Consider the following 14,974-nt stretch of genomic DNA (forward strand, 5'->3'; position numbering starts at 1 on the left):
GCGCGGTATTCGGCGGCTATCTCCGGTAGCTGTATCTAGTGTCCGCCTTTGGTAGCTGTCTCCGGTGTCCGTCTCCAGATTTACCTTCCGTCTCTAGAACCCAGCGTCAGTCCGACTCCGACTCCGACCCCGCTCCCGACGAGTTCGGTTCGACGAGCCAGACGGTGAACTCTCCGTTGTCGTATAGTCGACTGACCGACGGGTCGTCCGTCGCTTGCTCGAGATCTGACGACGAGTAGGACTGAATCTCGTTCCGTCGGTCGGGGGGTTGATCTGCCGCCCACTCGATATCCGCCGTTTTGGTGACGAGGTAGGTTTCGTTCTCGTAGACGGCCGCCATCGAATCGGCGTCGTCGTAGCCCAACCGGTCCGGAAGTTGGTAGGCGTCTACCGATCGGTGGAACTGTCGATCCTCGGGCGTCGATCGAGAAAGACCGTCGAAGTACCGCTGGATGTTTTCAGACATTCGGAACGCTCGCGTCTCCGGTGCCGTCTGGTGGTGATCGTGTTGCCACTCCGCGCCTGCCATCGTCGCGTGCGTGACGTGACTGTTGTCCTCGTAGGTGACCGCGCCGGCTAACAGCGCCGTTCCGAGAACGGTCAGGCAGAGTCCGCCAAGCGCTAGAGTCACGCCGATGCGTTTCCATCCGTCCGTATTCGGTCGCTGCGAGGCAAGTCCGGCGATCGCGAGCCCGAGCAGGAAAATCGCCCCGACGAGGGTGTAGTTGTTGAGCCGGACGATGTTGCGCGAGAGGACCTGCGAGGCGATCAGGAGCAGTGCAACGCCGACGCCGGCGCTGAACTGGGCGGCGAACAGTAGTTCGAGACGGCTTCCGCGACGGCGGAGGAGGCGGATTGCGATCACGGCGACGATAATTGCGCTGACGCCGGCGTACAGGACGACCGTCCCCCACTCGAGAACGAGAAATTCCCAGACCAGTTCTCGAATCGAATAACTGGTCTGCTGTGCGGCACCAGCGTATCCCGCAGCCCCACCATCGATATCGCGAGTGACCGCCCGTGCGAGGAATTGGGTTATGTGACCGATCGAAAGGTACCAGAACACGCCGGGAATCAAGATGATGAACGGAAGACGGTACGTGACGGCGAAGGTGCCGTGATCGCGGTCTCGTCTCCCAGTCCGATTCCGACGGCGCTGCAGCACTCGCCAAAGTGAGGGGGCGGCAACGATCAGCGCGTAGAGAGCGAGCGCGAGCGCGGTCACGAGGGCCGTCACCGGATGGTAGAACACGAGCACGGTTCCACAGATCAGTATCGACCCGAAAATACCCTCGTGACCGGAGCGACGCCGCCGCGCCCACCGATGCGTAAGCGCCAGGAGGAGCGGGAGAAACGGCAGGGCGAACAACCACGGCAGGGTCATGAGGTGGTGCGAGACGAACACGAGCGGAAGCGCCGCTCCGAGCGTTGCGAGACCGCCGCGATGGCCGAAAAACGCGCGCCCGGCGAGATAGCACGCGCCGACGAACAACGCGAAGAACCCCAGTGCAACGATCGGCTGGAGTTCGCGCATCGACAGGCCGGTCACGGTTACGAGGGCCGTATACAGGAGGTGTGTCGCCGGGTATCCCGTTTCTGGAAGCAACCCGTTCTCGAGAACGTCCCGAACGATTCCGAAGTGATACAGCGCATCGGACATCGGCGTCCCGTAGATGTAGTACCCGCGAAACAGTGGCAGCGCGAAGAAGACGCCGTACGCGCTCGCGACGATCGCGAGTCCGTGCCGCCAGCCGCGTTCACCGGTGATGACCGACCGGAACAGCGATCCGAGCCCGGCGACCAGCGCCAGCGCAAATCCGGCCCACGTCCACAGGGGATAGGCGTCGTAGACCGACACCTCGTATCCCGCCGCAGGCGGTGTCGTCACTACCCCGACGATGAACGCGAGCGCGCCGAGCACGCCGAGCCCGGGACCGAGCCACCATCGATCGCCCATCGATACTATGTCCGGTGACTATCGTCATCAGTAAAAACGTATCCCCGCAGTCACAGCCTACTGCGATCCGCGCGGCGAGTCTCACGCGATGAAACGGTTCACTCCAGATAGCCGAGTTCGGCGAGATTCTCCGTGACGGTTTCCGACAGTTCGGTATCGCGCTCGAGCGCTGCCGATCCGCCGCCGACGCGTTCTTCGGCCAGTCGTCGGTCGAACTCGTCCAGCCGGTCGTGGAGGTCGTCGGGAACGTCGGTCGTCGCTTGCGGCTCGCGTTCGTCGCGGCTCGCCTCGTATCCGCGGCGGGTGCCGTCGCGCTGGATGAGTTTCCACCGGTCGGTTCGGACGCCGCTGTGACCGGGCTCGAGCGAGAAGAACGTCGGCGTCGACAGATCTCGGTCGTCGACGTGCTGCAGCGGCGTGCCGACGTACCGATCGGGGATGGGAAGATCGGACGCGGCGAGCAACGTCGGCGGAACGTCGACGTGCTGTGCGAAGTGATCGGTGACGACCCCCGCCTCGAGTTCAGGCGCGCGAACGATGATCGGGACGCGGGTCATCGACGAGTATAGCGACGCTTCGTGAAATTCGCCGTATCGGCCGAACTCTTCGCCGTGGTCGCCGACGATGACGACGACGGTATCGTCGTCGACGACCTCCAGGATGCGGCCGATCTGTTCGTCGACGCGTCGAATGCACGCATCGTACGTGTCGATCACCCGCTGTTCGGGGGTCTCGCTGTGGACGACCGCGTCCGCCTCGTTCGGCGCGATGACGTGGTCGACGGCCGCGTCCCCGCGGATTTCGCGGAGGTGATCGTCGTAGCGGCCGTACGGTGTGTGTGCGTCCATGAAGTGGATCCACGCGAAGAACTCGCCGGACGACTGCTTCTCCCGGAGCCACGGGAGGGCTTCGTCGACGATATCCGAATCGGTCGTCGGCGGCCGGTACGCACCGCCCGAACCGGTGCCGGCGACGAGCTGGTAGGCCGGTCGCAACACGCGTCGTTTGATCGCGTCCGAGTCGATCGCGCTCGCGAGCTCGCGTCCTGCCTTCAGGACGACCGAATCGTCTTCGTCGAAGTCGGTCACGCCGACCCAGCGGTCGAATCCGGTATCGTACCCGTAATCTCGGCTGAGAAAGCCGTTGTGTGCGATCCCGAACGTCGGAACGTCCGCGGACCGAAAGCAGCTACTGAGGTTGTCACGATACGAGTTCGGGACGCCGAGTCCGTCGACCTGGCCGGCGTACAGTCCGGTGTGTATCGACTGGAACGCCCACCGTGTTCCCGGGCAGTTCGAGTAACTGTATCGGTATCGCGTTGCGTCGGCCGCGAACGCGTCGATATTCGGCGTCGTTGGGCGATCGTATCCGTAGCACCCGACGTGATCCGATCGCAGGCAGTCGACTGACAGCAGGAGTGTTGACGGCATGTCTTGGAAATCCCTCGTGAACAGGTGTTGCGAAAACTCCTAATGCGAAGGCGGATCAAAAATCCACGCAGCGACACGCACACCAGAATGTACGCTTTTTGAACCTGTCATAGCACCGGCTGTCACGCTGTTCCGTCGGGCCCGAACGGCCCGGTTTAGCGACGGCGTTCCTCGAACGTGGCTCGAACTAACGAGGGCCTATATCAGTCTCCGAGACCGTTTTCCGTCGATTTCGCACCTAGGTTTAAGCGACCGTTCGTACTTCTAGGTACAAATGTCAGAAACGCTTTGCGTTCTCGGTCTCGACGCTGCGGACTATCGCCTCGCGACTCGCTGGCAGTGTTCGAACCTCCTCCTCGAAACCAACGCTGAACTCGAGTCGATTTCCTATTCGCTCGACGTGCCGGCGACGCTCGAAGTGTGGCCGTCGATCGCAACCGGCACGCCGCCGGCGGAACACGGCGTCGTGCTCGACTCGGTCGGATGGGACAATACGTCCGGATTGAACGTCCTCGTCCGGATGGCACAGCTCCTTCCCGACGCGGCGTCTGAACGCCTTGCCACGGCGAAAGAACGTCTCGACGAGGGGGGCTTTCCGTACACCGACGACCCGACCGTTTTCGACGACGGGAGCGTCCGGAACTGGCCCGGCGTGACGCCGGCGCTCGACTGGGAGCGAGAGAGCGAGTGGTTCGAGCAAGCGACCGAGGGTCGCATGGCGACGGCCGAGTTCATGCGGCGCTATTTCGGCAGCACCGGGAGCTGTCTGGGATGGCTCGCCGGACAGGCGCTTTCGGACGTGCCGATCGCGGGCGTGCACGCGCACATCCTCGACCACGCGGGACACATGTACGCGCGCCGGCCCGCCGAACTTCGAACGGTCTACGAGCGGATCGACGCGTTGGTCGGCTGGCTTCGATCGCGCGTCGATCGGTTGGTTATCGTCTCCGATCACGGTATGCAGACGACGGCGACGGAGGATCCGGAGCCGGGCGTCCACTCGGAGCACGCGCTCGTCGCGACGACGGAACCCGGTCCCCTCCCGACGGACGTGTTATCAGTTCGACCGTGGCTCGAGGACCGCATCGAGGCGGACGGTGAGGGCACGAGCGATCCGACCGCGTCGGTCGACGCGCCGCGGGAGCACCTGGAAGATCTCGGCTATCTCTAAGGGACTGGCATCGGACCGGTTCAGCCGTCCCGATCGGTCGAGCGAAGCGATTCCGCCACTCGATCGGGGAGGAGGGAGACGAGCGTCTCCGCCGGAAGCGGACTTAACGCGGCAAGTTGCTGCACTTCGTCGCGGCGAACGGCACCGGTCGCAAGTGCGGCCGACGCGAACGCCAGCGCGCCGATCGGCGGCACGACAGCGAGCGAGAGAAGTTCCGACTGGAGCACGTACGGCAGGCCGATGATCGGGACGGCCGCGAGCACCGCCGTCGCGACGGTGCGGCCGATCCGGATGTCGACCAGGGGATCGAACCCGAGCCGTCGAGCCGTCCAGACGTGAAGACCGAACATCGAGCCGTAGGAGATGCTGGTCGCGATCGCAGCGCCGCTCGTTCCGAATCGGGGGATGAGCGCGACGTTCAACGCGACGTTCATCGCGGCTGCCACGGCCGTGACGGCGACCAGCAGTCGAAGATTATCCTGGCCCTGATTGATCGCGAACACCGGGCGAGCGACCGCGAATCCGAGCGCTCCCGGCAACAACAGCAACAGCGGCACCACGGCCGCGTCGAACTCGGGACCGAAGTAGAACGTGAGGAACGGTTCGGCGAGACCGGCGACGCCGAGCACGAGCAACAGGGTACAAAGCAGCGTGTACCTGACCGCGCGGCTCCCGATCTCGCTGAGCCGGTCGTATCGCTCCTCGATCCACAGGTTCGAGGTCGAGTGCAAGAGCGTAAGCTGAACCGCGGTCGGCACGAACCATAAGAACTCGGCGACGACGAGGGCGGCGCGGTAGAATCCGGTTGCGGAATCCCCCGCCAGGAAGCGAAGCAGGATGATATCGAGGTGGTAGAGCGAGAGCAAGAGAAACGCCAGCGTCATGGTGGAGACGCTGTACGTTGCGAGGCGTTTGCGCGGAACCGTTTCGGGAGTTCGGCGTCCGATCTTCGAGAGATCGATCCGCCGCGAGACGAGCACGAGCGCGACTCCGGCGGCGATGGCGATCCCGAGCAGTCGACCGAGCAGGACGGCTGCGACGCCTCCCCCGACGACCGAGAGGATTGCGATGACGACCACGAAAAACAGTCGGTCGACGATCTGTAACGGCTCCGAGTAGGACTCGAGTTCGAGTCCCATGAGTCCGCTTCGTGCGATCCGGAACGCGGCCCGTAGCGGGATGATACACGCGAGCAGCAGAAAATAGCTGGTGAACTCCGATCCGAGCGGCGAGACGAACGGAGAGCGAGAGAGGAGGAGGACGAGGACGACCATTCCCGCGGCGAGGACGGCGACCATTCGGAAATAGAACGCGAAAACGTGGTCCGTCCACCCGTCCGCGTCGCGGTCTTCGGCGATGTACTTGCGGATTCCGTTGAACGCGCCGGCGTACACGAAGACGAGGAGCCACTGGAGCGCCGAGAGCACGAACGAGTAGTCGCCGTAGCCGCCGCTGCCCAGCAGTCGCGTGAGAAGCGGCGTGGTGGCGACGGTAAGCACCAACACGCCGAGTTGGGACCCGAAAACGGCGCTAAAGCTGCGGACGATTCGCCGGCTCATCGAACTCGATCGCCACCTCCTCTTCCTCGACCAGTTCCTCGGTCGTCACTCGGCGAACGCGTCGCATCGGTCGTCCTATCGGTCATATATCGTCCACTCCGTCATGCCGTATCGAACAGGATGCGATGGTACCGTTCTCTGACGATCGGGTACGCGTGTTCTCGGCGGATCGTCTCGCGAGCAGTATCGCTGAGCGCGTCCAGATCCTCGCGCTGGAGAACTCGCGACACCGTGCGATCGATCACTGTTGCGTTCGCCTCGTCGAGGAGAACGCCGTTTTTGCCGTCGGTGACGATATCGGGAACGCCACCGACGGGCGTCGCGACCGGAACGGTCCCGCAGGCCATCGCTTCGAGGAGGGCCTTGGGAACGCCTTCGGATTCTGACGGCAGGAGCAGCACTTTCGCGTCGTCGAGATAGGCCGGTAGCTCCTCGTGGTCGACCCAGCCGGTGAGCGTGACGTTGTCGGCGAGGCCGCGGCGCTCGACGGCCGCTTTGACCTCCGGGAACAGCGGCCCCGATCCGATCAGCGTAATCCGAACGTCCGGGTTCGACTCGACGAGTTCAGGGAGCGCGCGCACGATACGGTCGACGCCTTTGACGGCCGCGAACCGGCCGACGAACACGACGTCGGTTGATCGCTCCTCGGCGGGAGTTCGTTTCGCGAAGGCCGTACAGTCGACGTAGTTGAGATTCGCGGCTTGCGTCGTGGGCGAGGGCGGTATCGGAAGGCGGGGAACGTCCATGTGTTTCGACAGCAAGATGACGTCGGTAGCCAGGGTGCATGTAAGGCCCTCGACGAGTTCGATGATCCGGCCGATCGACCGCGTCAAAACTGATTGCTGGTGCTGGGCGTCGAATCCGTCCTCGACGGAGCCGAGGATGAACACGAGTGTCTGGAGCCCGGCGAGCTTGCTCGCGAGCAGGGGCAACAGGAGCATACTGCCGCCGACGTGGAAAAAAACGGTGTCGGTCGTCCGGCGGCGGTGCCACAGCGCAATTGCGATCCTGAACTGATACCGAACGTAGGACAGGATGCGCGACCCGGTCGCACTCGAGTCGGGACGCGCGACCGGAACCGGTTCGACGCTCGGTTCGTCGCGGTCGGTATCGATGGACTCCGGGCCGACGATCGCGATGCGGTCGACTTCGCGGTCGTAGATGTCGATGAAATTTTGAACGTCCTCGTATGCGGCGTGCGTTCGATCCAGTTCGGAGGCGAAAAGAACGAGCGCTATCGAACGTGGGGGCATCTGGCTGTCGCGTACCATTGGAGCCGCCTTAGTGTTTGATGACAGCGTCGTGACTGTCCGGTTCGATGACCGTTTTGACGGAGAGTAGTGGCGTTCTACGGGTCCCCTCGAAATTGCACCCCCGACATCCCCCGTCGACCGAGCGCGATAACGCCGCCGTAACGGAACGACTCACCGAAGCACTTGTTACTGAGAGTATGGAAAGGACGGCAATGTCCTTCGGCCGCGAGTTCACGGCAGCGCTTGGAGCGCTCGATGTCGAAAACGTGTTCGTCTACGTCGGTGATGCGGTCCGGTGGGACGCGGTTCCCGACCGACTCGCCGACCGCGGAGCACTCGTTCGATCGATAAGCGCGTCGACACACAGTCCGAGTTCGTTCGCATCGCTTGCGACCGGGCGGTATCCGGCGACCCACGGCGTCGCGACATTCACCAACCAGGTGTCTGCCGACGCGTTTCGGCTGTTCGATATTCCGGGATACGACACTCGCTTCCGGAACTCGATTTTCGCCTATGCAGAACGGGAACACGGGGAGACGACCGATCCGATCCACACCGTCCTCGACGTCGACCCGCCGGCTGCCGACGATCCGCTCGCGGGACTCGAACCGCCGTTCGTCTCGATGGAACGCGGTCCGGGCGGCCACGCGCCCTACGGTGACTTTACCGGGACTGCATCGGCGTACTTCCGACGGCGCGGATCGAGCGCGACGGCGACGATCCGGGACGACTACCGGCGCAGCGTCGAGTTGGACGTCGACCTCTTTTTCGAGCGGCTGGAGCGCCTCGAACGCGCCGGCCGCGCCGAGGACACGCTCGTCATCTACACGTCGGACCACGGCGAACTGCTCGGCGAGGGCGGCGAACTCGGTCACAGCTCCCCGATGCGACCCGAACTCGTCTACGTCCCGACGCTGTTCTGTCATCCCGAGCTGCCGACGACCACGATCGACGACGCCGCGTTTCACCACGCGGACCTCCTGCCGACCGTCCTCGACGTGCTCGGCGTCGACGTGGCGACGCGGACCGCCGGGCGAGCGCCGTTCGACGGGCGATCGGCGGCGGCGGAGATGCCGACCGGCCCGCGGCCCTGTACGTACGAGAATCAGGTGCTGCCGGCGTCGATCCCGTTTCTCTCAGGCTCGCTCAACTACCAGGGGGCGTGGGACGCCGACGGCGGTTACGTCTTCGCCCGAAGCGCGCTTCCGGAGCGGCTCCTCGTTCTCGCCGGAAAGGCGACCGCCAGCGCGAAGCGCCGCTACGTGCGACGGCATTTGCCGCGTGCGCTGCGATCGTACGCTCGCGCAAGCGAAACCGAGTACGGAAGTCCGGCGTTTACCCCCGACGAGGCGGAGCAGTTGCTCGAACGGGTGACGGCGGACGCGGTCGAGCGAGAGACCGTCTCCCTGTCGGACGACGCCCAGCAACGGCTGCGGGATCTCGGATACACCTAAGGCGTCGACCCGACCGGTTTCGGATCCATTTCTCCGCGTAGGCTCCGAGTTCAGTCGCGCAGCGACACCACACTTTATGCGCTCGGTGACGAACGCGCCTTCCGAATGCGCGTTCTCACCAGCCTCGCCGATCCGCGCGTCGGCGGCCCGCAGTTGCGGTCGTTGGCCGTGGCCGAAGGGCTTCGCGACCGCGGGGTCGAAACGGTCTTTCACCTTCCGGACGGCGACGATGCGTTCGAAGCGATGGCGACTGACGCGGGATTCGACGTTATCAGACCCGGTCCGCCTCGATTATACCCCCCGCGACGCGTCGCCGCGAACGCCCGGTTCGTCGCCGGATTGGGACCGGCCGTCCGCCGGCTGGCGTCGGCGATCGACCGGTACGGTATCGACGTCGTTCACGCCGGGATGACGCTCGCCGTTCCGGCCGCGCTCGCCGCTCGCCGGTCGGGGACGCCCCTCGCCTGGTTCTTCAACGATACGGGGACCCCGTGGCCGCTCAACCGCGGGGTCGCCCGCCTCGCCCGAGCGACGGCGGACGAACTCGCGCTCGCCGCGGACGCGGTACAGGATCATTTCTTCGACGGCTCGGTTTCGACGCGGACAGTCTATCCGCCCGTCGATACGGCCGCGTTCGATCCCGAAACGGAACCGTACGCCGGCCGGTCGGTTCGCAACGAACTCGGCGTCGCGGATGACGTACCGATCGTCGGCACCGTCGCCAACATCAACCCGGTGAAGGGCTACGAGTACCTGCTGCGTGCCGTCGCTCGCGTTCGCGACCGGGTCGATTCTGTCGTCGTCCCAATCGTCGGCAAACGACTCGAGTCGCGCGAGGCGTACTTCGATCGGCTGCGCTCGCTCCGGGCGCGACTCGGGCTGGAGAACACCGTTCGGTTCCTCGGTCACCGGTCGGACGTTCCGCGACTGCTCGGTGCGTTCGACGTGTTCGTCCTGCCGTCGGTGCGGGAGGCCTGTCCGATCTCGGTGCTCGAGGCGATGGCGATGCGGACCGGAATCGTCGCGACCCGGGTCGGCGGCGTGCCAGAACAGCTCGACGACGGCACCCACGGGTGGCTCGTCCCGCCGAAGAACCCCGACGCGCTCGCGACGGCGATCCTCGAGGCGCTCGCCTCGCCGGCGGAACGCCGCCGACGCGGAGCCGCCGCTCGCTCCCGCGCCGAGGCGGAGTTCTCCGTCGAGCGGTGCGTCGACCGCCACCGCGAGTTCTACGAGGCGGCGCGGTCGGAACGCGAATCGCGTTCGGCCGAACCGGTACGCGCTCGGTAACATCCGCGAGCGACGCGGAAATTCGGCGAAAGCCGCCCCTACGTGCGTGGATTCTTTATCCCGCACGTAGACGGGATTCGTCAAGAATGCCCGCCTCACGCGTCGCGTTCGTCCTCGGAACTCGGCCGGAGATCATCAAGCTCTCGCCGCTCGTTCGAGCGTGTCACAGACGGGAGATTCCACACACCGTCGTCCACACCGGCCAACACTACTCGGAGTCGCTCGATACGGTCTTCTTCGAGCAACTCGAACTGCCCGCTCCGGACCACAACCTCGCCGTCGGCTCCGGAACCCATAGCGAACAGACCGCCGAGATGATTCTCGGTATCGCTGAGGTTCTTTCGGACGAACAACCGACCGACGTGATCGTTCAGGGGGACACGAACTCCGCGCTCGCGGGCGCAATCGCGGCGAGCAAACAAAGCACTGCACTCGGACACGTCGAAGCCGGACTGCGGAGCTTCGACCGGGAGATGCCCGAAGAGATCAATCGAATCCTGGCCGATCACGCCGCAGACTCCCTGTTCGCACCGACCGGCGAAGCCGCGCGCCTGCTCGAAGCGGAGGGGATCGACGCGGACCGCATCACTGTCACCGGAAACACGATCGTCGACGCCGTCTCGCAGAATCTCGAACTCGCGACCCGGAAGAGCACGGTTCTCGAGGAGTACGGCCTCGAACCTGACGAGTTCTATCTGCTTACCGCTCACCGCGAGGAGAACGTCGACGATCCGGATCGCTTCGCCGGTATCCTCGGCGGCGTCGGCGAGTTCGCGCGCCGAACTGACCGCCCGGTTCTCTATCCGATTCACCCGCGCGCACGTGAGAATCTCGCAGCGTTCGACCTCTCGGTGCCGCCGTCCGTTCGACTCGTCGATCCCCTGGGCTTTCTCGATTTTCTTGCCCTCGAATCCAGCGCGCGGCTCGTCATCACGGATTCGGGCGGCGTCCAGGAGGAGACGTGCATCTTGCAGACGCCGTGTCTCACCGTCCGCGACACCACCGAACGGCCCGAAACGGTCGATGTCGGTGCGAACCGCCTCGTCGGAACCGAACCGTCGACGATCCTCGCCGGTGCCGACGAGATGGTCTCCCGCGACGGTTCGTGGTCGAATCCGTTCGGCGACGGCACCGCCGCGGAACGGATTCTTGACAGCTTATTGTAGCGTTTCGTGATGGTTTGCTCCAGATACCGGCACAAACTAATTATCGGTGTTCGTCGTGGCACGGAGTATGGCATCAGTGCTCGTTACTGGAGGACTCGGAGCCGTCGGCGCACCGCTCACAGCTGAACTCGAACGACGCGGCCACGACGTTTGGGTTGCCGACCTCCCGTGGAGCGAACGGGAACGGTACTATCGGTGTGACGTGAGCGAATACCGCCAGCTCGAACGGATCTTCGAGGACCGCGAGTTCGAGTACGTCTATCACCTGGCCGCCGAGTTCGGTCGCAAGAACGGAGAGGACTTCTACGAGACGATGTGGTCCTCGAACGCGGTCGGAACGAAGAACGTCCTTCGGCTGCAAGCCGAGCACGGCTTTCGGCTGGTGTTCTCCTCGAGTAGCGAAGTCTACGGCGATTACCCGGACGTGATGGAGGAGTCGGTCCCGCTCGAGGAGGGGCCCCGACAGCTCAACGACTACGCGATTTCGAAGTGGGTGAACGAACAGCAGATACTGAACGCCGCGGATCGACACGGTACCGAGTCGGTTCGGGTCCGGTTTTTCAACACGTACGGTCCGGGCGAGCGCTACAGCGAGTACCGAAGCGTCGTCTGCAAGTTCTGCTACCGTGCGTTACACGATCTGCCGTACCACGTTTACGAGAATCACCACCGGTCGTTCACCTACATCGACGACACCGTGCGAACGCTCGCGAACGTCGTCGATTCGTTCCGTCCCGGCGAAGTGTACAACATCGCCGGCACGGAGTACTACGACATCAAAGAACTCTCGGACACGGTGCTCGGCTACCTCGGCAAGGACGACGAGGCGGTCGAATACCGCGGCACGGAAACCCACAACACCCTGGACAAGAAGGCGAGCATCGAGAAGGCGGTGCGCGATCTGGATCACGAACAGCGAGTCTCGCTCGAGGAGGGCGTCCCCCGAACGATCGACTGGATGCGTGAGTACTATGACATCGAGTGAGAACGAGAGCGAACTGAGCGGCCCGAGCGGCCTGGGAGGTCCGGGCGACCCAGTGCTCGACCCGGTCGAAGACATCGTCGTCATCGGCACCGGATTCATCGGCTTACCGCTCGCGCTGTTACTCGCCGACCACGGCAAGCGAGTCGTCGGCGTCGACATCGATCGAAACCTCGTCCGGGAGATCAACGACGGCACGCTCAACGTAGACGAGGACGAACTTCAGGACCTCCTGACGACGGGCCCCGTCGAACGGAACCTCGAAGCGCGAACCGAACCGACCGACGGCGACGCGTTCGTCATCTCGGTCCCGACCCCGCTAACCGAACCGAACAAAAGTCCCGACCTCTCCGCGCTCGAAGCGGCTCTCGAGTCGATCCAGCCGTACCTCGAACCGGGCGATCTCATCAACGTCGAATCGACGATCCCGCCGCTGACCTGCGAGGAAACGATCGTCCCCTTCCTCGAGGAGGCGGGGTTCGAACCGGGCGCGGACATCCAACTCGCCCACTCGCCCGAACGGATACTCCCCGGAAACGTGTTCGACGAACTCGTCGGAAACGATCGCGTCATCGGCGGCATCGACGAAACCAGTCGCCGACGGGCGGCATCGATCTACGAACCCTTCCTGGAGGGCGAGATCTACTACACGGATCTGCTCTCCGCCGAACTCTGTAAGCTCATGGAGAACACGTTTCGCGACGTCAACGTGGCGCTCGCAAACGAGTTCGCGCTGATCGGCGAGGAACTCGACATCGACATGAGCAACGTGATCGAACTCGCGAACAGACATCCGCGGGTCGACATTCTTCAGCCCGGTATCGGCGTCGGTGGTCACTGCCTGCCGATCGATCCGTGGTTCCTGAACGAGGCCGACCCGGAACACACGAATCTCATCACGAGCGCGCGACGAATCAACGACAAGATGCCGGCCGTTGCGACGCAAAAGATTCGGCGTGCGCTCGCGTCCCACGCGGACCCGACGGTCCTCGCGTTCGGTGCGGCGTACAAGCCGAGCGTCGACGACTGTCGGAACAGCCCCGCGATGCAGATCGTCGCCGACCTGCGCGGCGACGGCTACCGCGTGCACCACTACGACCGCTACGTCGACGAACTCGCCTACGACGATCTCCCGTCGGTTCTCGAACGCGAATCGCCCGACGTCGTCGTCCAACTGGTCCCGCACGAGAGAACTGTCGCCGCCCTCGAGTCGGAGCGATCCCGACTGGCCGACGCCGGCGTCGACGTCCTCCAGTTCGGCATCGGAAACCCGATCGAACCCTGATCCGCCAACGCATGTCAACAGCCACTGCACAGTCGAGACGAGTTCAACCGAACGACGAACTGAGCGACGCGAAAACGGAAACGGAGACGGGAACTGAAACGGAGACTGAGACGGAATCGACGTCCGTCCTCGTCATCTCGCAACTGTTCCCCCCGGAGTCGATGGCCGGCGCGCACCGCTGGGAGATGCTTCTCCGGAACGTCCCCGACAGCGTCGAGTCCCGCGTCGTCTGTCCCCAGCCCTCGGTCCCCGTCGGCGAATTCGACCGGCGGTACAGCCTCTGGTCGAACGAGCGCGTCGACGACGTCCCCGTCACGCGGCTCTTTACCTACCAGCCGACCGCGGATCGGTCGAACCTCGAACGGATCCTGAACCACGTCATCTTCGCGGTGCTCGCGACGGTGTACGTCCTCGTCCACGGCCGGAAGTACGACAGCGTCGTGGTTCAGGTCGGCCCGCACACGACGCTCGTGCCGGGACTCGCCGCGATGGCGACCGGCCGCGGACTCGTCGTCGACGTCTACGATCTCTGGCTCGACAATGCGGTCGACTTCGGGTTCACCGACGAACGCTCGCTCGCCTACCGCTTGCTCCGGCAGCTGGAACGGATCGCCGTCGAAGGCTGTGACCACCTCGTCGTTCTCACGCCGACGATGGCCGATCAGTACCGATCGAAGTACGACCTCGACGAGACGCCCGTTACGGCGGTTCCGTTCGGCGTCGACGATGAACGTTTCGCGCCGTCCCCGTCGGCGGACGATGCGGACCGGATCATCTATACCGGAAAACTCGGTGAGGGACAAGCGTTCGAACCGTACTTGCGCGGCTTCGAACGCCTCGATACCGACTGCGATTGCGATTGTGAACTCGTCATCTACGGCTTCGGCGAGCGCCGCGACGAACTCGAGACGCTGGTTTCACGGCTCGGTATCGAGGACCGCGTCCGAATCAACGGCCCGGTCCCGCGGGAGGAAATCCCCGGCCTCGTCGCGTCGTCGGCGGTCAGCCTGGTCCCGCTCAAAACCGAACACACGCTGGACTACGCGCGCCCGACGAAGTTCCTCGAAACGATGGCCGTCGGAACGCCCTACGTCGCAAGCGCCGTCGCGGAGATCGACGCCGTTACGCGGGACGCTGGTGCCGGTCTCGCGGTCGCGAACGATCCCGACACGATCGCGGCGGCACTGCGGGAACTCCTCTCCGATCCGGAGCGCCGGCGGACGATGGGCGAACGCGGCGTCGCGTTTATCGACGATAACCACCGCTGGGACGACCTCGGCTCGGACATTGGCGACGTGCTCTTGACCGTCGCCGCACGAACTCGTCCGAGCCTTTCCACCAGGGTCGGAGCGCGAGTTCGGGAGACCGCGGCGACCCTCCTCTCGCGGCTGTAGGTTCGGCTTCGGAGGACTCTCGATTCTTGCGCC

At 64.4% G+C, this 14,974-nt stretch carries 11 protein-coding genes; 7 read left to right on the forward strand and 4 right to left on the reverse strand.

What is annotated here, in order from left to right; all coding sequences use genetic code 11:
• Positions 1-106: 106 nt before the first annotated feature.
• Positions 107-1,957, reverse strand: coding sequence for a hypothetical protein (locus SM755_RS21760; RefSeq protein ID WP_323174530.1), 1,851 nt, complete (start codon positions 1,955-1,957; stop codon positions 107-109).
• Positions 1,958-2,055: 98 nt separating this feature from the next.
• Positions 2,056-3,387 (reverse strand): sulfatase, encoded by a 1,332-nt coding sequence (locus tag SM755_RS21765; RefSeq protein ID WP_323174531.1) that lies wholly within the window; start codon positions 3,385-3,387, stop codon positions 2,056-2,058.
• A gap of 274 nt (positions 3,388-3,661) precedes the next feature.
• Here SM755_RS21765 and SM755_RS21770 point away from each other — a divergent pair, with 274 nt between their 5' ends.
• Positions 3,662-4,558 carry an alkaline phosphatase family protein gene (locus SM755_RS21770; RefSeq protein ID WP_323174532.1) on the forward strand — a complete coding sequence of 299 codons (897 nt, stop codon included), beginning with the start codon at positions 3,662-3,664 and terminating at the stop codon, positions 4,556-4,558.
• Positions 4,559-4,578: 20 nt separating this feature from the next.
• On the opposite strand, the gene SM755_RS21775 is transcribed toward SM755_RS21770, so the two are convergent.
• Positions 4,579-6,117, reverse strand: a complete 1,539-nt coding sequence (locus SM755_RS21775; protein ID WP_323174533.1) for an oligosaccharide flippase family protein — start codon at positions 6,115-6,117, stop codon at positions 4,579-4,581.
• A 101-nt stretch (positions 6,118-6,218) separates the two neighbouring features.
• Positions 6,219-7,388, reverse strand: coding sequence for a glycosyltransferase (locus SM755_RS21780; protein WP_323174534.1), 1,170 nt, complete (start codon positions 7,386-7,388; stop codon positions 6,219-6,221).
• A gap of 194 nt (positions 7,389-7,582) precedes the next feature.
• On the opposite strand from SM755_RS21780, the gene SM755_RS21785 reads away from it, so the two are divergent.
• From SM755_RS21785 to SM755_RS21810, 6 genes are all read left to right on the forward strand, one after another.
• On the forward strand, positions 7,583-8,824 hold the full coding sequence (locus SM755_RS21785) for a sulfatase-like hydrolase/transferase (protein WP_323174535.1): 1,242 nt from the start codon (positions 7,583-7,585) through the stop codon (positions 8,822-8,824).
• Positions 8,825-8,929: 105 nt separating this feature from the next.
• Positions 8,930-10,114 (forward strand): glycosyltransferase family 4 protein, encoded by a 1,185-nt coding sequence (locus tag SM755_RS21790; protein ID WP_323174536.1) that lies wholly within the window; start codon positions 8,930-8,932, stop codon positions 10,112-10,114.
• Positions 10,115-10,200: 86 nt separating this feature from the next.
• Positions 10,201-11,280, forward strand: coding sequence for a non-hydrolyzing UDP-N-acetylglucosamine 2-epimerase (wecB, locus tag SM755_RS21795; RefSeq protein ID WP_323174537.1), 1,080 nt, complete (start codon positions 10,201-10,203; stop codon positions 11,278-11,280).
• Positions 11,281-11,347: 67 nt separating this feature from the next.
• The gene (locus tag SM755_RS21800; protein ID WP_323174538.1) at positions 11,348-12,265 is read left to right on the forward strand and encodes an NAD(P)-dependent oxidoreductase; all 918 of its coding nucleotides are present in this window, start codon (positions 11,348-11,350) and stop codon (positions 12,263-12,265) included.
• Positions 12,252-13,547: a nucleotide sugar dehydrogenase gene (locus SM755_RS21805; RefSeq protein ID WP_323174539.1), complete on the forward strand. Its 1,296-nt coding sequence runs from the start codon at positions 12,252-12,254 to the stop codon at positions 13,545-13,547. The genes SM755_RS21800 and SM755_RS21805 overlap by 14 nt, the downstream gene beginning before the upstream one ends.
• A gap of 11 nt (positions 13,548-13,558) precedes the next feature.
• A complete protein-coding gene (locus SM755_RS21810; protein ID WP_323174540.1) occupies positions 13,559-14,941 on the forward strand; it encodes a glycosyltransferase family 4 protein in 1,383 nt (460 codons plus the stop codon).
• Positions 14,942-14,974: the final 33 nt, after the last annotated feature.

It is taken from the genome of Natrialba sp. PRR66 (genome assembly GCF_034808065.1).
GTDB lineage: Archaea > Halobacteriota > Halobacteria > Halobacteriales > Natrialbaceae > Natrialba > Natrialba aegyptia.